The organism is Bacillus sp. Hm123 (assembly GCF_051842975.2).
In the GTDB taxonomy this organism is placed as follows: Bacteria; Bacillota; Bacilli; order Bacillales; family Domibacillaceae; genus Bacillus_CE.
This window is the reverse complement of the sequence record NZ_CM200277.1, coordinates 482,501-505,188: the sequence shown is the minus strand read 5'-3', so window position 1 is coordinate 505,188 and position 22,688 is coordinate 482,501. Positions and strand designations below refer to the sequence as shown.

The 22,688-nt window shown below is 42.3% G+C and carries 21 protein-coding genes, 2 tRNA genes and 2 rRNA genes (1 of these 25 cut by a window edge); 7 read left to right on the top strand and 18 right to left on the bottom strand.

Features of this window, described 5'->3' with window-relative positions:
* Positions 1-56: 56 nt before the first annotated feature.
* The 3 genes from ACSVDJ_RS02820 (at position 57) to ACSVDJ_RS02810 (ending at position 3,459) form a co-directional block, all read left to right on the top strand.
* The gene (locus ACSVDJ_RS02820; RefSeq protein ID WP_439170850.1) at positions 57-227 is read left to right on the top strand and encodes a hypothetical protein; all 171 of its coding nucleotides are present in this window, start codon (positions 57-59) and stop codon (positions 225-227) included.
* Positions 228-711: 484 nt separating this feature from the next.
* Positions 712-2,082, top strand: coding sequence for a sodium/glutamate symporter (locus ACSVDJ_RS02815; RefSeq protein ID WP_439170849.1), 1,371 nt, complete (start codon positions 712-714; stop codon positions 2,080-2,082).
* A gap of 120 nt (positions 2,083-2,202) precedes the next feature.
* A complete protein-coding gene (locus ACSVDJ_RS02810) occupies positions 2,203-3,459 on the top strand; it encodes a D-alanyl-D-alanine carboxypeptidase family protein (RefSeq protein ID WP_439170848.1) in 1,257 nt (418 codons plus the stop codon).
* Positions 3,460-3,700: 241 nt separating this feature from the next.
* Here the strand turns inward: ACSVDJ_RS02810 and ACSVDJ_RS02805 are convergent, their stop codons facing one another.
* From ACSVDJ_RS02805 to ACSVDJ_RS02785, 5 genes are all read right to left on the bottom strand, one after another.
* Positions 3,701-4,891: an RNA-guided endonuclease InsQ/TnpB family protein gene (locus ACSVDJ_RS02805; RefSeq protein ID WP_439170847.1), complete on the bottom strand. Its 1,191-nt coding sequence runs from the start codon at positions 4,889-4,891 to the stop codon at positions 3,701-3,703.
* A gap of 208 nt (positions 4,892-5,099) precedes the next feature.
* On the bottom strand, positions 5,100-6,797 hold the full coding sequence (locus ACSVDJ_RS02800) for a M20/M25/M40 family metallo-hydrolase (RefSeq protein ID WP_439170846.1): 1,698 nt from the start codon (positions 6,795-6,797) through the stop codon (positions 5,100-5,102).
* Positions 6,794-7,309 (bottom strand): GNAT family N-acetyltransferase, encoded by a 516-nt coding sequence (locus tag ACSVDJ_RS02795; RefSeq protein WP_439170845.1) that lies wholly within the window; start codon positions 7,307-7,309, stop codon positions 6,794-6,796. The genes ACSVDJ_RS02800 and ACSVDJ_RS02795 overlap by 4 nt, the downstream gene beginning before the upstream one ends.
* A gap of 395 nt (positions 7,310-7,704) precedes the next feature.
* A complete protein-coding gene (locus ACSVDJ_RS02790; RefSeq protein WP_439170844.1) occupies positions 7,705-8,433 on the bottom strand; it encodes a Fic family protein in 729 nt (242 codons plus the stop codon).
* A gap of 177 nt (positions 8,434-8,610) precedes the next feature.
* Positions 8,611-9,051, bottom strand: coding sequence for an Lrp/AsnC family transcriptional regulator (locus ACSVDJ_RS02785; RefSeq protein ID WP_439170843.1), 441 nt, complete (start codon positions 9,049-9,051; stop codon positions 8,611-8,613).
* A gap of 144 nt (positions 9,052-9,195) precedes the next feature.
* Here ACSVDJ_RS02785 and ACSVDJ_RS02780 point away from each other — a divergent pair, with 144 nt between their 5' ends.
* The gene (locus ACSVDJ_RS02780; RefSeq protein ID WP_439170841.1) at positions 9,196-9,648 is read left to right on the top strand and encodes a VOC family protein; all 453 of its coding nucleotides are present in this window, start codon (positions 9,196-9,198) and stop codon (positions 9,646-9,648) included.
* 113 nt (positions 9,649-9,761) lie between these two features.
* Here the strand turns inward: ACSVDJ_RS02780 and groL are convergent, their stop codons facing one another.
* The gene (groL, locus tag ACSVDJ_RS02775) at positions 9,762-11,396 is read right to left on the bottom strand and encodes a chaperonin GroEL (RefSeq protein ID WP_439170839.1); all 1,635 of its coding nucleotides are present in this window, start codon (positions 11,394-11,396) and stop codon (positions 9,762-9,764) included.
* Positions 11,397-11,438: 42 nt separating this feature from the next.
* Positions 11,439-11,726, bottom strand: a complete 288-nt coding sequence (gene groES, locus ACSVDJ_RS02770) for a co-chaperone GroES (protein WP_439170838.1) — start codon at positions 11,724-11,726, stop codon at positions 11,439-11,441.
* A gap of 237 nt (positions 11,727-11,963) precedes the next feature.
* Here groES and ACSVDJ_RS02765 point away from each other — a divergent pair, with 237 nt between their 5' ends.
* Positions 11,964-12,698, top strand: coding sequence for a CPBP family intramembrane glutamic endopeptidase (locus ACSVDJ_RS02765; RefSeq protein WP_439170837.1), 735 nt, complete (start codon positions 11,964-11,966; stop codon positions 12,696-12,698).
* A 29-nt stretch (positions 12,699-12,727) separates the two neighbouring features.
* The gene (locus tag ACSVDJ_RS02760) at positions 12,728-12,928 is read left to right on the top strand and encodes a YdiK family protein (RefSeq protein WP_439170836.1); all 201 of its coding nucleotides are present in this window, start codon (positions 12,728-12,730) and stop codon (positions 12,926-12,928) included.
* A gap of 60 nt (positions 12,929-12,988) precedes the next feature.
* Here the strand turns inward: ACSVDJ_RS02760 and tatC are convergent, their stop codons facing one another.
* Genes tatC through ACSVDJ_RS02745 form a run of 3 tightly spaced genes read right to left on the bottom strand, consistent with a single transcriptional unit; the run spans position 12,989 to position 14,646 of the window.
* Positions 12,989-13,741 carry a twin-arginine translocase subunit TatC gene (gene tatC / locus ACSVDJ_RS02755; RefSeq protein ID WP_439170834.1) on the bottom strand — a complete coding sequence of 251 codons (753 nt, stop codon included), beginning with the start codon at positions 13,739-13,741 and terminating at the stop codon, positions 12,989-12,991.
* 16 nt (positions 13,742-13,757) lie between these two features.
* Positions 13,758-13,937: a twin-arginine translocase TatA/TatE family subunit gene (locus tag ACSVDJ_RS02750; RefSeq protein WP_094833896.1), complete on the bottom strand. Its 180-nt coding sequence runs from the start codon at positions 13,935-13,937 to the stop codon at positions 13,758-13,760.
* Positions 13,938-13,986: 49 nt separating this feature from the next.
* Positions 13,987-14,646: a redox-sensing transcriptional repressor Rex gene (locus ACSVDJ_RS02745; RefSeq protein ID WP_439170832.1), complete on the bottom strand. Its 660-nt coding sequence runs from the start codon at positions 14,644-14,646 to the stop codon at positions 13,987-13,989.
* 191 nt (positions 14,647-14,837) lie between these two features.
* Here ACSVDJ_RS02745 and ACSVDJ_RS02740 point away from each other — a divergent pair, with 191 nt between their 5' ends.
* On the top strand, positions 14,838-16,760 hold the full coding sequence (locus ACSVDJ_RS02740) for an ABC-F family ATP-binding cassette domain-containing protein (RefSeq protein ID WP_439170831.1): 1,923 nt from the start codon (positions 14,838-14,840) through the stop codon (positions 16,758-16,760).
* 254 nt (positions 16,761-17,014) lie between these two features.
* On the opposite strand, the gene tsaD is transcribed toward ACSVDJ_RS02740, so the two are convergent.
* The 8 genes from tsaD to ACSVDJ_RS02700 form a co-directional block, all read right to left on the bottom strand.
* Positions 17,015-18,034, bottom strand: coding sequence for a tRNA (adenosine(37)-N6)-threonylcarbamoyltransferase complex transferase subunit TsaD (gene tsaD / locus ACSVDJ_RS02735; protein ID WP_439170881.1), 1,020 nt, complete (start codon positions 18,032-18,034; stop codon positions 17,015-17,017).
* On the bottom strand, positions 18,034-18,480 hold the full coding sequence (gene rimI / locus ACSVDJ_RS02730) for a ribosomal protein S18-alanine N-acetyltransferase (RefSeq protein WP_439170830.1): 447 nt from the start codon (positions 18,478-18,480) through the stop codon (positions 18,034-18,036). Before rimI ends, tsaD begins: the two co-directional genes overlap by 1 nt.
* Positions 18,473-19,183 carry a tRNA (adenosine(37)-N6)-threonylcarbamoyltransferase complex dimerization subunit type 1 TsaB gene (gene tsaB / locus ACSVDJ_RS02725; RefSeq protein WP_439170829.1) on the bottom strand — a complete coding sequence of 237 codons (711 nt, stop codon included), beginning with the start codon at positions 19,181-19,183 and terminating at the stop codon, positions 18,473-18,475. The genes rimI and tsaB overlap by 8 nt, the downstream gene beginning before the upstream one ends.
* Positions 19,180-19,635, bottom strand: coding sequence for a tRNA (adenosine(37)-N6)-threonylcarbamoyltransferase complex ATPase subunit type 1 TsaE (gene tsaE / locus ACSVDJ_RS02720; protein WP_439170828.1), 456 nt, complete (start codon positions 19,633-19,635; stop codon positions 19,180-19,182). The genes tsaB and tsaE overlap by 4 nt, the downstream gene beginning before the upstream one ends.
* Positions 19,636-19,797: 162 nt before the next feature.
* Positions 19,798-19,874 (bottom strand) — tRNA-Asp (locus ACSVDJ_RS02715).
* Positions 19,875-19,879: 5 nt separating this feature from the next.
* Positions 19,880-19,953, bottom strand: a tRNA-Met gene (locus tag ACSVDJ_RS02710).
* A gap of 46 nt (positions 19,954-19,999) precedes the next feature.
* A 5S ribosomal RNA gene (gene rrf, locus ACSVDJ_RS02705) occupies positions 20,000-20,115 on the bottom strand.
* 66 nt (positions 20,116-20,181) lie between these two features.
* Positions 20,182-22,688 (bottom strand): 23S ribosomal RNA (locus ACSVDJ_RS02700) (it continues 426 nt past the right edge of the window).

Here is a 22,688-nt window from a genome sequence, read left to right as displayed (position 1 = left end):
CATTATTAGACAAAATTCGGGGAGTGACAGGCACCTAAAAAAAAGGAGGCTTTTTCATGATAGTAATAAATTTTTTGACGAGTTTCATCGCTTCAGCCCTTGTGATGAAGGGAAATATAGATTGGCACAAGCGAATTTTATATTTGTCTATCCCTTTATTTGTATTGTTTATGCTAGGTCAGGCTATGTATATTATTTATTGTTTGAAAGAGGACAAGCCGTTATGAGCTTGTCCCTTTTTAAATAAATAACGTTATTCGCTCACCTTTAAAAATACCTTTGACTTCCTATCTACTGATCGGGCTAAATCCGACCCTAAACACCTCAAATTTCCAATTTATACAAATAAGTTAAATTTATATTGAATCCTGAACTATTTCAATCGTATAATATATTTTAGTATGTGCTTTCAATGAAGTTGTTAGGTATTAAAGAGGCGCGCTCTAAAGTGATATGTAATAATGACACAGATTCTACATTCCTTTTGAGATCCATCCCCCTTATGGAGAGCCTCAACCTCTATTAACTGTGTTGATTATTAAGCGATGAACGTCCAAAACCCTGTGGATAATTCTCGTTTATCTCCGCACGCCGTGCAATGCAACACAGTATCCTTAACTTACTAGAGATCGACATCACACCCGACTATTTATTCCGAAGTATCATCACTTCAATTTTTTAACAAAACTTACACATTAAAGGAGGAACTATATGGAGAATTTTTCAATTTGGAGTCTCATGTTAGATGTTAGTATTATTTCAGGACTGTTATTAGTTAGTACTATTCTTAGAGCAAAAGTAAAATGGATACAGTCTTTATTTCTCCCGGCAAGTATGCTGGCTGGATTTTTAGGATTAGGGTTAGGTCCCAGTGGTCTTAATATTTTACCTTTCTCAGATCAAATGTCTACCTATCCTGGCTTGCTCATCGCTGTCATCTTTGCCGCTCTTCCTATAGGGGCTGGAACAGTGAAAATGAAGCATGTACTAGGTCGCGTTCGCAACATGTGGTCTTACTCGATGTTACTCACTACCCTCATGTGGGGAGGAGGCGCATTATTTGGCCTTATCGTCATTAATCAGCTATTCGGTGACTTACACGCTGGATTTGGATTAATGCTAGGAGCCGGGTTTTTAGGGGGACACGGAACAGCCGCTGCGTTAGGAGAAGCATTCAGTGAGCAAGGATGGGAAGAAGCTCTTACATTAGGAATGACTTCCGCTACTGTCGGGATATTAGTAGCCATTCTTGGCGGGCTATTCATTATTAAACGCAATACTAAAAAAGGACATACAAACTTTATTTCTAGCTTCAGCGACTTACCTAATGAATTAAAAACAGGACTAGTTCCAGCTCATAACAGAAGCTCTATGGGAGAGGAGACAGTTTCCTCTAACTCTATTGATCCTTTAGTGCTTCATTTGTCACTAACAGCTTTTGTCGTTGGTGTAGCTTATTGGCTATCGAATGTCTCACAAGACTTTTTAGGCAACATTGCTCTTCCTTTATTCAGTATCGCCTTCATCGTCGGATTACTTCTACAAACCCTTTTGAGAAAAACAGGTGCTGATCAATATGTAGACCATCACATTATGAACCGAATCGGAGGAAGCGCAACAGACTATCTTGTCGCTTTCGGGATGGCATCGATTAACCTCTCTGTCGTCGTCGATTATGCCATACCATTAACTTTACTATTTGTCTTCGGAATTGCATGGGCGTATATGATCTTCCGCTTCATCGGGCCGAACATCTTTCAGCACTACTGGTTTGAAAAGTCATTGTTTGGTTGGGGATGGAGCACCGGAACTGTGGCAATGGGCCTTGCTCTTTTACGCATTGTCGATCCTAAGCTCAAAAGCAAGACGATGGACGATTACGCCATTGCTTACTTAGGAATGATTCCTGTCGAAATGACGATTATTTCTATGGCCCCTATCCTCTACATGAGCGGCTTGCCTTGGGTGTTTCCAACAACCTTATTGCTTGTAGGAATGGCCATTATCGCTATCTATCGATTAAAAGGATGGTGGGGACAATCAGCAACTACCACTTCCGAAGCTTTGAAAAAGAATGCTTAAGCTAACAAAACGGCGCCAATACACGGTGCCGTTTTGTTGTTTTTTTCCTTAAACCATTTAGAACAATGCACTTATGTTATAATGATTTTTGCTAAATACATAGAAAAGGAGAGTCTCCTAATGAACGAACATCTCAGAAGATGGACCGCCATCTTAGTATGCATAACCTTCATGATGCTGATGTTACCACAACCGTCACTCGCAAAAACTCCAGTTGATCTTAATGTAAAAGCCGCTATTTTAGTTGACGCTAAAACCGGGAAAATCCTTTATGAAAAAAACGCTGAACAATCCCTTCCTGTTGCCAGTATGTCAAAAATGATGACACAATATGTCGTACTCAACCAAATAAAAGAAAAGAAACTTTCATGGGATGATGTATATAAAGCAAAGGAAATCGATCAACTATTATCGACAAAGCCAGGATTAAGCAATATCCCCCTCTATCAAGGTGAAGAATATACGCTTAAAGAATTATATGACTCGATGATGATCGTCTCTGCCAATGCCTCAAGTCGTGCACTTGGCGAAATGGCGGGAAAAACAGATAAGCAATTCGTGCAAATGATGAATAAACAGGCAAAACAACTAAAACTGCACGATTCTTATTTCGTAAATACATCGGGATTAAATAATGAAGATATTCATCCATATGAAGTGAAAGGCACAAGCCCAACAGACGAGAACCATATGTCGGCAAAGGATCTTGCTCTGCTCGCCTACCACTTAACAAAAGAGTTCCCTAAGGAGCTTGCTGTGGAAACCATCAAGACAAAGCCTTTCTACATAACAGACAATCTAGTCATTGATATGGTGAACACGAACGAAATGTTACCAGGTGGAAAATATCCGTATGATGGCATTCTCGGGATGAAAACGGGCATGAACGAAGCAGCAGGACACGGCTTCACTGGCCATGCCAAACGAGGCGACATCGAACTGATCTCCGTTGTAATCGGTGGACAAACAACAGACGGAAAACCAAGCTCAAAAGCACGATTTATGGAAACGCAAAAACTGCTCGACTACGGCTTTGAACAATGGAAATGCCAACGTGTGAACCCAGCTGACTACGTACAACAACCAAACATCGAAAAAGGTAAACAAGAAACTATCGCCATCGACACGACTAATACATCCTGTATGATGATGCCTAAAACAGCTGACCAACAGCCTAAAGGAAAGCTACATTTAAACGAAGAAAGCTTGCAAGCACCGATTGAAAAAGGAAAAAAACTCGGCACAATGGAACTCACAGGTCCAACCGAACAATACTTAACACCAGAGCTGAAGAAACAAGCTACGGTCAATATCGTCGCTAAAGAATCCGTTGAGAAAGAAAATTGGTTTATCTTGTTGTGGAAGTCGATTTTTTAATGCCTATCAATGAACCTCCCCCGCCTATTGCTTCGCACTTGAGGTGGGGGTTTCTTGTCGATCCCCTCGATATCAGAAGCTGGACGATGTCCATAGGTGTACACGACACCCTCGTCTTTCTTGGGGACTGACGCTCCCATATGGAAGCAGTGGTCTTGACGCAAGTTATCTCTCGACGGCTTGCTGCCACCGTAAGCAACAGAGAGAGTCGAACTCCCTCTGGGGCGGTTCTGCCCATCTACTACGCCTGTACAGGACGTAGATACGTGATGTCAGTTAGCATCACTTCTCGAAACTTCCCGTGCAAGTACTGAGATAAGATATTCCCTGCACCGTGGATGTCCCGATGCCGCTCATAGCCGCATGAGCATTGGTAGTTTCGTGAACGGACTTTGTTTCGTTTTCCGCAAGCAGGGCATGCTTGCGTCGTATAGGCTTCGTTTTCTTTTGATAAGGAGACGCCAGCCGCCTCTAATTTATAAGCCAACTGTTTCGTGAGTTTCCCAAAACTCCAGTTGCTTAGTTTTTGGTTCACTCGTTTGGAACGGAGGCGTTTTCGTTTTTTGTTTCGTTTGCTTGTGTGCCGCTGGACGCCTTCCACATCGCCAAGAGCGACATGCCCGACCTTTTGCTCCACGCACCAGTTCACAAAAGCACGAGTCGTCTTATGCAGGAGATCTCCTAGCTGTCGTTCACTTTTGGAGAGAATGTACTTCTTCGCCCGGTTGTATTGGCGCCATTTCCTCGACCCTTTTTGACACCGGCTCATGAGGATTTGCAGCTCTCTCACTTTTTTGTTTCGCAATCGGTGAATGCTGCGCATCTTTCTGCCCGAAATCACTAGCGCTTGGCCGCTCGTACTGACGGCGTCAATTGTATGAATCTCACCTGGATCAATCGCGGCTGTATGACCGTCTTGAATCGGTACAGGCTCAATGCCATCTTCATACGACAAACAAGCATGCCATCGGCCGTCATAGACGAGTTCTACTTCTTTAACCACACCAGCTGGAACCGAGGCGAGCGTCAACACGAGCGGTGTCTGTTGTTTTCCTTGCCACCTTCCTAAGCTAAGTAGTAGTTTCCGTCCCTCTAAAACGAAAGATTTGTCGACCCATTTAGGATGGAACACGAACTTCTCTTTGTATGGATACCGGATAGACTTGTTCGTTTTTCTTGCTTGGCGAACCCCTTCTCGAGCACGCAAAAACTTGTGGCACACCGCTTGGATCGTCTGACTGTGAAGAGGATACAAGCCTTTGAGTTCAGCTTGAAGGTTGCTTTTGTTAATCCACTTGCCGTGAATCCGGTAATAATACCGAGCCAGTTGCACACAATCATTCCAAATCGTTCCGCAAATCCGACGTAGGTGAAATAACTGTTGAAACGTGGACTGTGGCGCTCTAAAGTCCGTTTTCAACGTTCGATACATGAGATCCCCTCCTTTGTCATCATTATAAAACGAATGTATGTTCCTATCAAGAGTAAATGGGAAATTCCATCCTTTTTTCTTTCGACAAAGTTCGGGAGGTCCTCAACGAAACACTTTTCGGCTGTGCCGAACCGAGATTCATCCCCTCCCTACTCGCTGGTCTGTGCCCTTCACGCTCCTTGAGGAAGAGGACTTCTCCCGGATTATGTTAAAACAAGTCCATCGTTTTACCAGCAATCATCACGATTCCAACCAAAAACAAACTACAAGATAATCCAGCCGTCACTTTTAATCGCAATGTAGCGATGATTGGCATGATAAAAGCACTTAATAATGCCGTGAGAACTAATAATATACTCATGTATTCGATCGTTACTAATATATACACTACATACAGAGCAGGCACAGTGATCAGAATCGCTAATGCTGCAAAGGCCATTGTGATAGAATAGCCCTTGATGGAAACCGCATTCTTTAAAAGAAACAGTAGATTCATGCCCGTTAATCCGAATAATAATGGCCATGCAAAAATATAGCTTGATCCGGGATATTGAAAGCTAGCATACATAACAAGAATGAGCCAACCAAGCCAAGCACCCATGGCAAGATTAAAGAAATTAATTTTTTTACCGACGAATTGATCGATTAAGGTGATAATCGAAAATACAATGAAAATAAATCCCACAAAAACCGGATGACTAATGCTCATTTCAGACTGAATTATCCATACTGTTTCTGTGAATATATTCGTTAAAATATTTTTAGCTAGCTCACCAATTTCATAACTTAATAATAATGAAAGAATAAAGAGAATAATCCCAGCAAGCGTTCCTAAAATCGTTAACTTTTTTCGTTTATACCCATGAACAAACGTAAAAATAAAGCCTATAATCAAAAATACCATTAGGGGCATAACAACCTTTTCCGAATAAGTAACCACCTTATGGCCGATCACATTAAAAAATATGTTGTCCCCATCCTCTTTCGCCACTAAGTTCATATTGCCAAAGTGCCGAACTAAAGAAAGCATATTCTCCCCGTGATGCTGTAAACTATTTACACTTAAGTTCTCTACCGTATCGTTAGGAGTGTGATAATGTTTAAATCCCTCAACAAAAGCAAAATTCAAGCCGTACATCCCTGCATTCTTAAACACCGTAAAGTCCGTTTCGTTCGGTAATTCCTGATATAAATCATATAGAAAGGAATGAGCAATTGGATTGGGAGATCCTTTAATAAACTCAGATATCATTCGTTCGTTTCCTTCATTCGTTTCAAACAAAATGGAAGGGCCCATACTGCCACGCGCCTCAAAATTCAACGCCACTCCGACATCTTTCGCCCAAGGATGAAACTCGACAAACGCCTTGGCCCCAAGCAGACCAACTTCTTCTCCATCAGAGATTAAAACAATAACATCATTTTTGAGAGGTTCAGATTCCACTAAGATTCTTACCGTTTCTAAAATAGCAGCGACAGCGGAACCCGCGTCCGCTGCACCCGGACCTTCTGGAACGGAATCATAATGCGTAACAACCATCACCGCACTGGAAGAATCTTCGCCTCGTATTCTAGCAACAATATTTTCTACTGCCCCATCCCCTTCTAGCTTTTGAATTTCAGGAGACACACCTAAGTTCTTCAAAGATGTCATTAAATAATCTCTCACACGATCATGCTCTTCAGATCCGAGCGGATGTGGTTTCACCGCAAACTCCTTTAAATCCTCCAACGCTCGCCCAGCCGAAAATTCTTCAAAACCAACTTCTTTAGGAACAACCTCTGGCGAACGGAACTGAAGAAAACTAAGCCATACAGCCGCAGAAATCAACAATAATAGCACAATAAGCATACTTCCATTTTTGACAAATGAGCCGTTATTTAAAGTGGGAGTGCTCTTTTTCATTTCTTTTTATATAGATCTAGAACGAGTATATAAGAGTCGTTATCCGTTTCACGCTCAATCTGGAATCCATACCTCTTTAACAAAGCAATCCATTTTGTATTGTCTTTAGAAACTTCCGCTTTACAGAAGTTCATCCCCACTTCCTGTAAAAACTCAATGCCAAATTTAATGAAAGTAATAATCGTATATCCCCCACGGTAAGATGGTAATAATCCAATCGTGCTACAAAAAGCCATTTTCGTTGTAAAATCATTCGCATACACCGAAAGCAGCCCCACGTCTAAACCACCCTTCATTAACACAAAGTTATAGCCATTCTCAATCAGCTTTTCCGCATACATATGTAGCATTTCCTCTGAATCAGTCGGAAATAAAAACTCTGACTCGATATTCTTGAGCAACTCAACAACTCTTTCCACAGAAGAAGCGTCCCTACGAAGCATACGTAACTCAAGACCCTTCCTTTGAAAAGTCGTTTCATACTTATCAACAGCGCTTACTCCAACAACCATCTATTGATCCCCCTTAAATTGTTCTCCTCTAACTTGGTCGCAAATGAATCTTATTGTTTCTATTTCTTTACACGTTCTTTATTTATGTTTATTTTAGTTCTTTATAAAGAACAAATCAAGTGGTTTATTCACACTAGTGAAGAATAAAACTATCAATTATCCACCCTTGAAATAAATAAAACCAAAAATAACGGTGATTTTTACTGGAGTAGCTGGGTACTTTTCTTCTTAATCATCTGCTCAGCACTAAATGCCTTAGCAACGAAAGACTTACTTGAGATTTTGACGTGAGTTTTATAACGATTTTATATTTTAATTAGAAACATTAAAAAAGACTACTTCCGATCGTTCTAAGAAGTAGTCTTTACTTTGGCTTTTTCATAAAATTTTTATGTTTAACTTAGTGCACCTAAGTATAGATCAAGCGAATCATGGACTTCCTTGTTCACCAGATCAATAAAATCTGAGTAGTCCTCTAATGTATGAGCTTTATCCAGCGCTTCATAATAAGCTAGGCGATTCTCTACTTTGATAATGACTGGAGGGAAGCCCTCTTTCATTAACTCTAAGTTTAACAGTAATCGTGATGTACAACCGTTTCCATCAATGAACGGATGAATACCGACGAAAATAACATGAAGCATAGCACCACGTGTAACGGGATGCAAATGCTGCCCCTCCGACTCGTACCACTCCATCAAGTTCTCCATCTGTTCTTTAATTAAGTAATGGGCTGGAGGCGTATGCTTCGCACCAGCAATAAACACTTGCTGATCACGATAAACTCCTGCATACTCATCGTCGATTCCTTTTAACACGAGACGATGTAAGCTTTTAATTTGCCATTCCGACAACTCTTCAGCACGTTGAACAATTTCCTCAACATAACGAATCGCCTCTCGATGGTTAATAACTTCTAAATGTTCTCGCATCGTTTTGCCACCGACCGTAATTCCTTCTAATACAACTTTTGTCTCATTCAATGTCAGCGTGTTACCTTCAATAGCATTTGTATTGTATGTCCACTCTAACAGAAGCTTCTCTCGTAAACTTTTCACCATATATTTTGGCAACGGTCGCAACGCGTCTAATTGAGCTTTCTTATGATCTATTTCTTCAAACATCGGCTTCACCCCTCTCCTTTTTATTATGATACTATGTCAAGAAAATGGACAATAGAAATTGAGAATTCTACTTATGCTAGTGAAGATATTGCTTCTTCACAAAATAGCTAAGATGAATCAAGTTAAGTGTGAGACTTTGCGCCACAACTGCTCACTCTAACTCTTTAATGATTAATACTAATCCATCAAAGAGTAATTGTCTTCAAATATCCTTTTCGTTCGAATCAATGATTTCGATGGTCCGTATTTCACTAATTGTTGTTGGAAATTAGTCAGTTCGTCTGTATCTTTTGTGCTCACTTTCAATAAATAGTTATCATCTCCACTCATCCGATGAAGGTCTACAACATTTTTATGATCTTTGCAAAATTTCTCGACTTCCATACACATGCTTGTTTTTAACAAAACAAATGTAATCATTCCCTGAAAGGTTTCTCCAAGATTAAGTGTATACTCGTCTATTACCTTCGACTCCTCCATCTTGATTAGCCGCTCTTTTACTGCTGGTTGTGACATATGTATTTTTTTAGCAATCGCAGCAATAGGTGTTCTAGAATTTTCTTTTAATATAGATAGTATTTGATAATCGATCTGGTCTAAATGGTTGGATTTATTCACAATGCGACAAGCCACCTTATTTAAGTAAAGTTTATTCATTTATTGCCTTATGTTATGCAAGTTATATTGGGAATCGCCTTGATTCTCTTATGTTTATCTGTTAGCTCATCCCATACAATGATTATAAGAAAGGGGAATGAGAATATGCAAACTCAAGGACTTGCACACATTGCACTAATGGCAAATGATTATGAGGAAACCATTCAATTTTATAAAACCGTTTTTGGTTTTACAGAAGGACATAAATGGACATTACCTTCTTATAAAATTGATGAAGCGACTATGTTAGTTTCTCCAGATAGAGTAACTTGCATTGAAGTATTTGATCGCAAGGCTGAAGTACCTGCTCAAGGTAGAAAATCGTCAAATCGGAATGATGTCAGCTACGGTGCCTTGCTCCACTTTGCCATCTACGTTTCAGATGTTGAAAAAGTGTACCAAAGGGCGCTAGACAATAAGGCGGTGGAAATAGCAAAACCAGACTTCTTAACATTAGGTCAGCCAGAACTAATTGTACATAACGCCCTTTTTGAAGGGTTAAACGGAGAAGTAATTGAAATTATTGAAACAACGGACTTCAATATCATTAACTCTTAATGGCATTTATGAACAAAAAAGAGGTTTCTCACAAGTTTGAACAACTTATGAGAAACCTCTCTAAAAGTGCTTATATCTTACTTAAAACCTTTATTAGGGTTTCAAGGGCTGAATTACATCATGCCAGGCATTCCGCCCATTCCACCCATATCAGGCATGCCCATGCCGCCAGCGTTTTCTTCTGGCTTGTCAGCTACTACAGCTTCTGTTGTTAAGAACATAGCTGCTACGGATGCTGCGTTTTGTAGAGCGTAACGAGTTACTTTTGTTGGGTCTACGATACCTGTTTCGATCATGTTGACCCACTCACCTGTTGCTGCGTTGAAGCCGATGCCGATTTCTTCGCGTTTTAGGCGATCGACTACGACAGAGCCTTCAAGGCCAGCGTTTAGAGCGATTTGGCGAATTGGTTCTTCTAGTGCGCGAAGAACGATGTTCACACCTGTTGCTACGTCGCCTTCTGCTTGGATAGCAGCGACTTTGTTATATACGTTTACTAGTGCTGTACCACCGCCGGATACGATTCCTTCTTCAACAGCTGCACGAGTCGCGTTTAATGCATCTTCAATGCGAAGTTTGCGCTCTTTCAGTTCTGTTTCAGTCGCCGCTCCAACTTTGATTACTGCTACGCCACCAGCTAATTTCGCTAGACGTTCTTGTAGTTTTTCTTTGTCGAATTCAGAAGTTGTTTCTTCTAATTGAGCGCGGATTTGGTTTACACGAGCTTCGATTTGAGTTGCATCGCCAGCACCTTCAACGATTGTTGTATTTTCTTTAGAAACAACAACTTTCGCTGCGCGTCCTAATTGAGTGATGTTAGCAGATTTAAGGTCTAGTCCTAAATCTTCAGTGATCACTTCACCGCCAGTTAAGATGGCGATGTCTTCAAGCATTGCTTTACGACGGTCACCGAATCCAGGAGCTTTAACTGCTACTGCATTGAATGTACCACGAAGCTTGTTCACTACTAACGTAGCTAATGCTTCACCTTCTACATCTTCAGAGATTAATAGAAGTGGTTTAGATTGTTGAACTACTTGCTCTAGTACAGGAAGAACTTCCTGGATGCTAGTGATTTTCTTGTCTGTGATTAAGATGTATGGGTTGTCAAGAACCGCTTCCATCTTGTCAGAGTCAGTGATCATGTAAGGAGATGCATATCCGCGGTCGAATTGCATACCTTCTACAACGTCAAGCTCTGTAGTGAAGCCTTTAGATTCTTCGATTGTGATAACGCCGTCGTTACCTACGCGCTCCATAGCTTCAGCGATTAATTGACCAACTTCTTCGTCAGCAGAAGAGATTGCCGCTACTTGAGCGATTGATTCTTTGCCTTCGATTGGTTTAGAGATTTCTTTTAACGCTTCAACCGCTGTTTGAACCGCTTTGTCCATACCTTTACGAACACCTACTGGGTTTGCTCCAGCTGTTACGTTTTTCAAGCCTTCACGGATCATTGCTTGTGCAAGTACAGTTGCAGTTGTTGTACCGTCACCCGCTACGTCGTTTGTTTTGCTTGCTACTTCTGCTACAAGCTTCGCACCCATGTTTTCGAATGCATCTTCAAGCTCGATTTCTTTTGCAATCGTTACACCGTCATTTGTGATTAAAGGTGAACCGAATTTCTTCTCAAGTACCACGTTGCGTCCTTTTGGTCCAAGAGTTACTTTTACAGCGTTTGCTAATTGGTCTACCCCGCTAAGCATTGCACGGCGCGCGTCTTCGCTAAATTTAATTTCTTTTGCCATGTGTAAAACCTCCCTGATTATTTTTTTATTCGTATTCGTCTATTATTCTCCGATGACAGCAAGAATGTCGCTTTCACGAAGGAGTAAGTATTCTGATCCTTGGTATTTCACTTCTGTGCCAGCATATTTAGAGAAGATGATGCGATCTCCAACAGCTACCTCTAGAGCTACACGCTCACCGTTCTCAAGAACACGACCTGCACCAACTGCTACGATTTTGCCTTCTTGCGGCTTTTCCTTTGCTGAATCTGGTACTATAATTCCGCTAGCCGTTTTTTCTTCTGATTCTACTAGTTCAATAACAACGCGATCACCTAGTGGTTTTAACAAGTGAAACAACCTCCTCATAATGTATGTAATTTTTAATTTATTAGCACTCTCTAATCATGAGTGCTAACACAATTATTATAATAATTAATTCGGAATTATTTTGCAAGCAAGAAGCCTAATTTTTTTTACAAATCATTCCCTCTTGCCAAATATCCCTCTAATCATTCTGTTTGAATCCCACATCTTTTATTAGTAAAATAGGCTTTAATTGAATTTGAATAAAGGAGCTTTTCTCATTTGAAAAAAGAATATGGTTATATTCTCATTGTGTATGTAATTATGCAACTTTCTAGCTTTATTGGCGCCCCGCTTGTATATAAAACCGGGCTCGCCCTCGGAGTGCAACCTGAACAGATGAAAGTTCTCGTACCAGGTATCTGGATTCTCATCAGCTTTACGTCAGCCTTGCTGATCATTTTACTCATATTACGAAAATCTCCACAGAATCGACTGAGAGGAATGGAGCCGCTATCAGCTAAGACTTCGATGTTATGGGCCATTGGTGGGGTACTTCTAGCATTTAGTTCGCAAGTCATTGCCATCAACATTGAAACAATGATAGGCATTAAACCGGGCTCTGATAATACAGAAAGCATTATCAACTTTATTGAAGCTGTACCAGCGACGATGATCGCCGTAGGATTGTTCGGACCGATTTTAGAGGAAATTGTGTTTCGAAAAGTTGTGTTCGGGAGCTTATATGAAAAGTTCTCTTTCGGAGTATCCGCACTAATTAGTTCCTTCATTTTTTCAATTGTTCATATGGATTTTGAGCATATTTTGTTATATACAGCTATGGGCTTTACATTCGCCTATCTGTACGTAAAAACGAAAAGGCTGATCGTGCCGATTTTTGCCCATGCAGCAATGAACTCGATGGTTGTCATGGCGCAGTACTTTCTTAAAGATGACATCGAACGAATGATGAAAGAAGCGGAACAGCTACAAAGCTTCATTACCTGGCTTTCATAGCCTGTTTAACTAAATTTGGAGGAGTTTGAATGAGACAATCACCATTAACCGCCGGGATTTTCTATTTATTTCTCGGTGTTCTATTTACTTACTGGGCGATTGAAACGGTCAATTCGAGCGGCTTTGGCTTTTTCGCTTATGTGTTAATTTTATTAGCTACAATGGATATCGGTTCAGGTATTCGTCTAGTGTTTATGCATTTCCGTCTAAAGAAAAGCAAAAAAAAATAAGGCTGTTCCATACAGGGATGGTCCTCTCATTCAGAGGACTTGCCCTTTGGACAGCCTTTTTTATTCTTGTTCTACATTCTCTGCTTCAATTTCTGCTGCTATCGCTTTTCTATAACCAATTTTCGAAATCCAAATACTTACTTCATACAAGATGAACAGTGGCACAGTCACCATCATATGCGACATAATATCTGGTGGCGTAATAAGTGCAGCAATAACTAGTAAGACGAAATAGGCATATCGACGAATTTGCGCCAAAAACATCGGGGTGATGATGCCGAGCCTCGTTAAAAACAAGGTGACAACAGGCAATTGAAACAGAAAACCGAATGGAATCGTAATTTGAAACAAAAATTGAAAATACTCATTAATGCCAATCACTTGCTCAATATTTAATTTCCCTGATAAATTCATCATGAAATGAATAATGTACGGAAATAAAATAAAATAAGCAAATGACAATCCCCCTAGAAAAAGCAACACCGATACCGGAATGTAACTAAGTGTCACTCTTCTCTCTTTCTCTAATAATCCCGGGCTAACAAATGCCCAAAGCTGAAAGAGGATCATTGGTGACGTTATAATAATGGCTAGCACAAAAGCCATTTGAAAATAAATCTTTAATGGGTCGGTTACCCGAAAAGCGTTCATCGTTAATTCCTTCGCCTCATCGGCCTGCTGTAAATAACGAATAATTGGTTCTGCTAGAAATAGGCTGGCGATCATAGCAAAGAAGAAGAAAACGACTACTATAATGAGCCGTTTTCGCAATTCGCCAATGTGTTCATATACCGTCATGTCTTGTCGACTCATGATCATTCATCCTTCATTACTGGGGATCTTTTTTGTCTGCTGGCTTGTCGTCATCGTCTGCCAGCCCTTTTGTTGCATGTTTAAATTCCTTTAATGTATCTCCAGCTGCCCGTCCAAGTTCAGGAAGCTTCTTCGGTCCAAAAATCAATAGTGCTACGACAGCAATTAATATAATACTGCCTATACCCATTGTCATCCGTACACCACCCCCTCCCCTTCATCATACCCGATTTTTCAATATTTTTCTATTCCGGCTTTTCTTCTGTTACTTCTGGATAATGCTTTAAAAAATAGACTAATGACTGTAGTTCGACCGCAAGATCAATGTAATGTACTCGAATCGACGACGGAACCGTTAATCGTGCAGGTGTAAAGTTTAACAGTCCTTTAATGTTAGAGGCAGCCAGTCGATCAGTAATGCCTTGAGCCGCCTGAGAGGGCACAGTCAAAATAGCCACCTGGACCGCTGCTTCCTTCAACTTCTCCTCTAAATCATCTAAATGATAAATGGGAACATCTCCAATAATGGTCCCCACTTTATCGTGAGCTACATCAAAGGCCATTTGGATTTTCGTATTATTATTTTTCATGAAATTATAATTCAAAAAAGCCGTCCCTAAATTCCCTACACCAATTAACGCTACGTTGGTCACTTCATCTTGGTCTAATGTTTTCCGAAAGAAAGATAGCAAATAGCTGACATTGTAACCGTACCCTTTCTTTCCAAGTGCTCCGAAATAAGAAAAGTCCCGACGAATTGTTGCTGAGTCCACTTTAACAGCCTCACTTAATTCTGCCGAAGAAACTCTTTGCTTTCCAGAAGAGTGTAAATTTTGGATGAAACGGTAGTACAACGGCAGACGCTTCGCTGTTGCCTGCGGAATTTTCGTTGAATCTTGATTCATTTATCATACCCCCACAACTACAACTAACTTACTTGTTAACGCTTCCATTATTTTTCCCTTACGTGTTATGATACAATAATTTACGTTTTTTGTCCTATACCTTTGTCTACCTTTTCACAATTAAGAGAAACAAACTTACAACATTGCTCCTACTAGTAGAATGGGATACACTGAAAATAGAGGTGAAAAAGATGATTTTGTTACAAGTTCAACAGCTATCGAAGTATTTCGGAGCTGAACTGATCCTATCAAATATAAAATTAGAAGTACAAACGAAGGATCGAATTGCCCTCGTTGGCCGCAATGGTGCAGGGAAATCGACTCTTTTAAAAATAATTGCTGGCCATCTTTCGTATGACTCCGGAGAAATTATGAAGCCAAAGGGTGTGACGATCGGTTACTTAGCCCAAAATACCGGCTTAGAATCTGACCTATCCATTTGGGAGGAAATGCTGTCAGTCTTTGCTCATTTGCAAGAGATGGAACAGACGATTCGCCGTCTCGAAGCGCAAATGTCGAATCCTGACGTATATGAAAATGAAGCCACTTACAATAAAGTTATGAGTGAATACGATGTGCTACAAAATAAATTTAAAGAGCTAGGCGGCTATCAATTTGAAGCGGATATCCGTTCGATTTTGCACGGGTTAAACTTTCACGACTTTGATTACTCCACGAAAATATCGACATTAAGCGGCGGACAAAAAACACGGCTTGCATTAGGAAAGCTACTGTTAACGAAGCCGGATATTTTAATACTCGATGAGCCGACGAACCATTTAGACATTCAAACACTTTCTTGGCTTGAACAATATTTACAAAACTACAGCGGCGCGATTTTAATCGTCTCGCATGACCGTTACTTCCTCGACAAAGTGGTCACACAAGTATACGAAGTATCTCGCCATAAAGTGAAGAAATTTCATGGAAACTACAGCAAATATTTAGTTCAAAAAGCGGAACAGTATGAAAAAGAAATGAAAATGTTTGAAAAGCAGCAAGAGCAAGTCGCGAAGCTTGAAGATTTTATTCAGCGCAATATTGCCCGTGCATCGACAACAAAACGAGCACAAAGCCGAAGAAAACAATTACAGCGGATGGAATTAATGAACCGCCCAGATGGAGATGAGAAATCGGCCAGCTTTTTGTTTACGATTGAAAAGCAAAGCGGGAATGAAGTGTTAAAAGTCAATGATTTATCTATCGGTTATGAAGAGAAAACGATCGCTCCCCACTTAACGACACTCGTTTCCAGAGAAGACAGCATCGCACTCGTTGGACCGAATGGAGCTGGGAAATCGACCCTCTTGAAAACTGTCGTCAATAAACTTCCGGTGTTAGCAGGTGCATTTACACTCGGAACGAATGTCTCTATCGGCTATTACGATCAAGAGCAAGCAGAATTAACCTCGAATAAAACGGTATTAAACGAACTATGGGATGACTATTCAGGCACTCCGGAAAAAGATATCCGCACCGTACTGGGAAACTTTCTTTTTTCAGGTGACGATGTATTAAAACCCGTTTCTACCTTGAGTGGCGGTGAGAAAGCTCGCCTCGCTCTCGCTAAATTGATGATGCAAAAATCCAATTTCCTAATTCTCGATGAGCCGACGAACCATCTTGATTTAGATAGCAAAGAAGTACTCGAAAATGCGCTGATCGACTATCCCGGAACGATTTTATTCGTATCCCATGACCGTTATTTTATCAATCGACTGGCTTCTAAAGTGATCGAGCTTTCACCAGAAGGACTGACTGAATATCTCGGAGACTATGATTATTACGTCGCTAAAAAGCTAGAGCAGGAAGAATTAGCGATGATAGAAGAAGCCGCTGTTGCGACCAAAGTAGACACGAGCTCCAGTGACACTTCTACTTATTATGTTGATAAAGAGCAGAAGAAGCTTGAACGTCAAAAGCGTCGACGCCTCGAAGAAATTGAACACCAAATTGAGAAATTCGAAGCGGACATTGCCGAAGCTGAAGAGCTATTATGCCAGCCAGAAATATTTCAAGACCATGAACGATCATTCGAGCTCAATGAACAGCTTGAGAACAATCGATCGGAAGTGGACAAGTTAATGGAAGAATGGGAGCTTCTTCAAGATTAACCCCTAGTCGCCAGAGCATGTGTCTCTGGCGACTTTTTATACACATTCTTATCCACATACAAAACACTTTATTTACAATACCTTAACAATGTTATCCCCTTTATCCACAAAAACACTCTTTCTTATCCACATTATCAACATTTTCCAATCGAACCACATAGCATCTTATCAACAAATGATATTTGTTTATTCACGATTTATCAACAATTTGTGAACAAGAAAAAAAGCTGCCCTTCTTATCGGACAGCTTCTACTTAAAATTGCTCAAGGTCTAACCCTGGGTAACCATTCATAGAGAAATCATCTCGTTTTCCTTGCTCAAATAGCACCGTACCAGCAGCAGCAATCATCGCCGCATTATCTGTACAAAGACTAAGCGGAGGAATGATTAATTCCACCTCTGGCAACGTAGCAAATTGCTCTTCTAATGCCTTTCGCAATCCTTTATTTGCTGCCACGCCTCCTGATAAAAGCACCTGCTTTACACGAAACTCTTTCGTAGCTCGGATCGTTTTTGTCACTAGCACATCAATAACACTTGCTTGAAAGCTTGCGGCAATGTCTTCAGGTTTCAACTGTTCTCCGCGTTGTTCGGCATTGTGAAGTGTATTAATCACCGCTGACTTTAACCCACTAAAGCTAAAATCATAAGAGCCTTCCTCAAGCCAAGCTCTCGGAAAATCGATAGAAGCTTCGCCTTCTGCGGCCATGCGATCAATATGTGGCCCTCCTGGATATGGCAAGTTCAATGTCCGCGCCACTTTATCATACGCTTCACCCGCCGCATCATCACGCGTTTCTCCAATGACTTCAAAGGCTCCATGCTCTTTCATTAATACAAGCTCCGTATGACCACCAGAAACAACGAGTGACAATAATGGAAAAGCCATTTCCTCAACGATTCGATTGGCGTAAATATGACCAGCAATATGATGAACACCTACTAATGGCAGGTTATGAGCAAACGCTAAAGCCTTCGCTGCATTTACACCGATTAAAAGCGCCCCCACTAAGCCAGGACCTTTCGTTACAGCAATGGCATCTAACTCTTTGAACGTCATTTCTGCTTGTTTCAACGTTTCTTCAACTACAATTGTGATCTCTTCCACATGATGGCGAGAAGCGATTTCAGGTACCACTCCGCCAAATCGTTTATGACTTTCGATTTGCGAAGAAACAACATTCGCGACAATTTCTCTACCATTTTTTACGATCGCTGCCGCTGTTTCGTCACAGCTTGTTTCAATCCCTAATATATACGTATCTTTTTTCATCATAACCTCACCCACATTACTAATGCATCTTCCTGATTGTCGGAATAATAATTTTTGCGAATTCCACCTGGCTGAAAACCAAGTTTTTTATATAAATTTTGAGCAGGTGTATTGCTTACCCTCACTTCTAATGTCATCACCGTAGCCCCTTTTTCTTTCGCTGCTTTCATGACATGCACAAGAAGCTTTTCTCCCAAACCATGTCCTCTATGAGAAGGCAAAATCGCAATATTCGTAATTTGTGATTCATCTAGCACCAGCCACATACCACAGTAACCAACCACTTCACCATCTGATTCAGCTACATGATACAAGGCAAACAAATTATGATCGATTTCCTTATAAAACGATTCCTTCGTCCAAGGCACAGAAAAACTACTCTTCTCAATTTCATATACGCCCTCGACATCATCAAGCGTCATCTCACGTACAGCTAAATCAACCATGACGTTCTTCTGCTCCTTGTTGCGCTTCTAACCATTTCGCTTCCGCTTCAGCGAGACGAATATAATTCGGTACAAACGAGTGCACATCTTCAGCAGGTGCGCCTAAACCAAGTCGCCCTAGCTCAGACGGCCGCGGTGAATGAACACTGGCCTCTCCAATGACCGCTTGCTCTCCTAACATATTTGTAATTGTTTCTTTATGAATAATCGCATCCTTACCTGCAAATAAAACAGGGTGACCTAACTCCTTCAATTCCTTGCACCAATCTTCAAGCAATAGATTTCGATCTTCTTTCACAGTGATCAACTCTCCATTCTCAAATCGGTATAACCCAGTGTATACTCGTCCTCGTCTCGCATCAAAAATCGGGCTAATATATGCCGGAAAATATTTTGCTGAAGCTGCAACCGTCGCCAGACTAGATACGCCGGACAACGGAATTTGTAAAGACCAAGCTAACGTCTTAGCAATCGTTACCCCAATACGGACACCTGTATATGAACCGGGCCCTTTCGCAACAACAATCTTATCAAGCTCTGATGGTGACACTTCACATTCTTTTAGCAACGTCTCAATGGCTGGCATCGCTCGCAATGAATGATTTTTCTTCAAATCCGTTGTATACTCACCTATTAATTGCTCCCCATCCAAAAGAGCTACTCCAAGCGTATATGTAGATGTATCAATAGCTAATACTTTCATCCTAAAAGCTCCTTACAAATTGATTCATATCTTGTTCCTACAGGCATTAATTCAATTTTCCGCTCATCATTTCCTTGATGTAATAGAGATAGCTTTAAATATTCACTAGGGAGCTGCCCTTCAATTAAATGAGCCCATTCCACAACCGTGACACCCTCTCCATAAAAGTATTCATCAAACCCAAGATCCTCTTCCTCATCCTGAACTCGGTATACATCCATATGATAAAGCGGCAGCCTGCCCATATATTCTTTAATAATCGTAAACGTCGGGCTATTTACTGTTCGTTTAACACCAAGTCCTTTCGCTAATCCTTTCGTAAACGTCGTTTTTCCCGCTCCTAAATCACCCTCAAGCAAAATCACATCTCTAGCTTGCAACAACTGAGCCAGCCTCTCTGCAAAAGCTTGAGTCTCCTCTGCACCTGATGTGAAAAAAGCTATTGTACTCATACTAAATCTCCCTCTATTCATTATTCAATCATGTAAGCTTTAATCGTAAAAAAACCTTAGGATTGATTGCATCCTAAGGTAGTTTATTTTAGTATATCCTAAATAAGTTTATAAAAAAAGAAAACGAAAGTCATTTTCGTTTTGCCTGCTTGATTATTTAAATGGCGGTCCGGACGGGACTCGAACCCGCGACCTCCTGCGTGACAGGCAGGCATTCTAACCAACTGAACTACCGGACCATTTATTGCGGGGACAGGATTTGAACCTGCGACCTTCGGGTTATGAGCCCGACGAGCTACCAGACTGCTCCACCCCGCGACGATGTGAATAAAGGTTAGTATGTTTCATGTATTATATGATCACAGCCTGGCAACGTCCTACTCTCACAGGGGGAAACCCCCAACTACCATCGGCGCTGAAGAGCTTAACTTCCGTGTTCGGTATGGGAACGGGTGTGACCTCTTCGCTATCGCCACCAGACTATAAAGTTTGAAAGAGTTGTTCTTTCAAAACTGGATAATAAGTATTGTAACCTTGCAAATCGCCTAGGAAAAGTCCTCGATCGATTAGTATTCGTCAGCTCCACGTGTCGCCACGCTTCCACCTCGAACCTATCTACCTGATCATCTTTCAGGGATCTTACTAGCTTGCGCTATGGGAAATCTCATCTTGAGGGGGGCTTCATGCTTAGATGCTTTCAGCACTTATCCCGTCCGCACATAGCTACCCAGCGATGCCTTTGGCAAGACAACTGGTACACCAGCGGTGCGTCCATCCCGGTCCTCTCGTACTAAGGACAGCTCCTCTCAAATTTCCTGCGCCCGCGACGGATAGGGACCGAACTGTCTCACGACGTTCTGAACCCAGCTCGCGTACCGCTTTAATGGGCGAACAGCCCAACCCTTGGGACCGACTACAGCCCCAGGATGCGATGAGCCGACATCGAGGTGCCAAACCTCCCCGTCGATGTGGACTCTTGGGGGAGATAAGCCTGTTATCCCCGGGGTAGCTTTTATCCGTTGAGCGATGGCCCTTCCATGCGGAACCACCGGATCACTAAGCCCGACTTTCGTCCCTGCTCGACTTGTAGGTCTCGCAGTCAAGCTCCCTTGTGCCTTTACACTCTGCGAATGATTTCCAACCATTCTGAGGGAACCTTTGGGCGCCTCCGTTACTTTTTAGGAGGCGACCGCCCCAGTCAAACTGCCCACCTGACACTGTCTCCCACCCCGATCAGGGGTGCGGGTTAGAAGTTCAACACAGCCAGGGTAGTATCCCACCAACGCCTCCACGTAAGCTGGCGCTCACGCTTCAAAGGCTCCTACCTATCCTGTACAAGCTGTGCCAAAATTCAATATCAGGCTACAGTAAAGCTCCACGGGGTCTTTCCGTCCTGTCGCGGGTAACCTGCATCTTCACAGGTACTATAATTTCACCGAGTCTCTCGTTGAGACAGTGCCCAGATCGTTACGCCTTTCGTGCGGGTCGGAACTTACCCGACAAGGAATTTCGCTACCTTAGGACCGTTATAGTTACGGCCGCCGTTTACTGGGGCTTCGGTTCACACCTTCGCTTACGCTAAGCGCTCCCCTTAACCTTCCAGCACCGGGCAGGCGTCAGCCCCTATACTTCGCCTTGCGGCTTCGCAGAGACCTGTGTTTTTGCTAAACAGTCGCCTGGGCCTATTCACTGCGGCTCCTCGGGGCTATTCACCCCAAAGAGCACCCCTTCTCCCGAAGTTACGGGGTCATTTTGCCGAGTTCCTTAACGAGAGTTCACTCGCTCACCTTAGGATTCTCTCCTCGCCTACCTGTGTCGGTTTGCGGTACGGGCACCTTTTACCTCGCTAGAGGCTTTTCTTGGCAGTGTGGAATCAGGAACTTCGGTACTATATTTCCCTCGCCGTCACAGCTCCGCCTTGATGATGACGGGATTTGCCTCGTCATCGGCCTAACTGCTTGGACGCGCATTTCCATTCGCGCGCTTACCCTATCCTCCTGCGTCCCCCCATTGCTCAAATGGTAAATAGGTGGTACAGGAATATCAACCTGTTATCCATCGCCTACGCCTTTCGGCCTCGGCTTAGGTCCCGACTAACCCTGAGAGGACGAGCCTTCCTCAGGAAACCTTAGGCATTCGGTGGAAGGGATTCTCACCCTTCTTTCGCTACTCATACCGGCATTCTCACTTCTAAGCGCTCCACCAGTCCTTACGGTCTAGCTTCACAGCCCTTAGAACGCTCTCCTACCACTGACATCAAAGATGTCAATCCACAGCTTCGGTGATACGTTTAGCCCCGGTACATTTTCGGCGCAGAGTCACTCGACCAGTGAGCTATTACGCACTCTTTAAATGGTGGCTGCTTCTAAGCCAACATCCTGGTTGTCTAAGCAACTCCACATCCTTTTCCACTTAACGTATACTTTGGGACCTTAGCTGGTGGTCTGGGCTGTTTCCCTCTTGACTACGGATCTTATCACTCGCAGTCTGACTCCCAAGGATAAGTTTTTGGCATTCGGAGTTTGTCTGAATTCGGTAACCCGATGGGGGCCCCTAGTCCAAACAGTGCTCTACCTCCAAAACTCTTCCCTTGAGGCTAGCCCTAAAGCTATTTCGGAGAGAACCAGCTATCTCCAGGTTCGATTGGAATTTCACCGCTACCCACACCTCATCCCCGCACTTTTCAACGTACGTGGGTTCGGGCCTCCAGTAAGTGTTACCTTACCTTCACCCTGGACATGGGTAGATCACCTGGTTTCGGGTCTACGACCTCATACTCATTCGCCCTATTCAGACTCGCTTTCGCTGCGGCTCCGTCTTTCTGACTTAACCTTGCATGAAATCGTAACTCGCCGGTTCATTCTACAAAAGGCACGCTATCACCCATTAACGGGCTCTAACTACTTGTAGGCACACGGTTTCAGGATCTTTTTCACTCCCCTTCCGGGGTGCTTTTCACCTTTCCCTCACGGTACTGGTTCACTATCGGTCACTAGGGAGTATTTAGCCTTGGGAGATGGTCCTCCCGGATTCCGACGGAATTTCACGTGTTC

What these genes read in the sequence shown, in the direction of transcription:
- ACSVDJ_RS02820 (WP_439170850.1), top strand. Translation starts at nt 57, where the DNA reads ATGATAGTAATAAATTTTTTGACGAGTTTCATCGCTTCAGCCCTTGTG.
- ACSVDJ_RS02815 (WP_439170849.1), top strand. Translation starts at nt 712, where the DNA reads ATGGAGAATTTTTCAATTTGGAGTCTCATGTTAGATGTTAGTATTATT.
- ACSVDJ_RS02810 (WP_439170848.1), top strand. Translation starts at nt 2,203, where the DNA reads ATGAACGAACATCTCAGAAGATGGACCGCCATCTTAGTATGCATAACC.
- ACSVDJ_RS02805 (WP_439170847.1), bottom strand. Translation starts at nt 4,891, where the DNA reads ATGTATCGAACGTTGAAAACGGACTTTAGAGCGCCACAGTCCACGTTT.
- ACSVDJ_RS02800 (WP_439170846.1), bottom strand. Translation starts at nt 6,797, where the DNA reads ATGAAAAAGAGCACTCCCACTTTAAATAACGGCTCATTTGTCAAAAAT.
- ACSVDJ_RS02795 (WP_439170845.1), bottom strand. Translation starts at nt 7,309, where the DNA reads ATGGTTGTTGGAGTAAGCGCTGTTGATAAGTATGAAACGACTTTTCAA.
- ACSVDJ_RS02790 (WP_439170844.1), bottom strand. Translation starts at nt 8,433, where the DNA reads ATGTTTGAAGAAATAGATCATAAGAAAGCTCAATTAGACGCGTTGCGA.
- ACSVDJ_RS02780 (WP_439170841.1), top strand. Translation starts at nt 9,196, where the DNA reads ATGCAAACTCAAGGACTTGCACACATTGCACTAATGGCAAATGATTAT.
- groL (WP_439170839.1), bottom strand. Translation starts at nt 11,396, where the DNA reads ATGGCAAAAGAAATTAAATTTAGCGAAGACGCGCGCCGTGCAATGCTT.
- ACSVDJ_RS02760 (WP_439170836.1), top strand. Translation starts at nt 12,728, where the DNA reads ATGAGACAATCACCATTAACCGCCGGGATTTTCTATTTATTTCTCGGT.
- tatC (WP_439170834.1), bottom strand. Translation starts at nt 13,741, where the DNA reads ATGAGTCGACAAGACATGACGGTATATGAACACATTGGCGAATTGCGA.
- ACSVDJ_RS02750 (WP_094833896.1), bottom strand. Translation starts at nt 13,937, where the DNA reads ATGACAATGGGTATAGGCAGTATTATATTAATTGCTGTCGTAGCACTA.
- ACSVDJ_RS02745 (WP_439170832.1), bottom strand. Translation starts at nt 14,646, where the DNA reads ATGAATCAAGATTCAACGAAAATTCCGCAGGCAACAGCGAAGCGTCTG.
- ACSVDJ_RS02740 (WP_439170831.1), top strand. Translation starts at nt 14,838, where the DNA reads ATGATTTTGTTACAAGTTCAACAGCTATCGAAGTATTTCGGAGCTGAA.
- tsaD (WP_439170881.1), bottom strand. Translation starts at nt 18,034, where the DNA reads ATGAAAAAAGATACGTATATATTAGGGATTGAAACAAGCTGTGACGAA.
- rimI (WP_439170830.1), bottom strand. Translation starts at nt 18,480, where the DNA reads ATGGTTGATTTAGCTGTACGTGAGATGACGCTTGATGATGTCGAGGGC.
- tsaB (WP_439170829.1), bottom strand. Translation starts at nt 19,183, where the DNA reads ATGAAAGTATTAGCTATTGATACATCTACATATACGCTTGGAGTAGCT.
- tsaE (WP_439170828.1), bottom strand. Translation starts at nt 19,635, where the DNA reads ATGAGTACAATAGCTTTTTTCACATCAGGTGCAGAGGAGACTCAAGCT.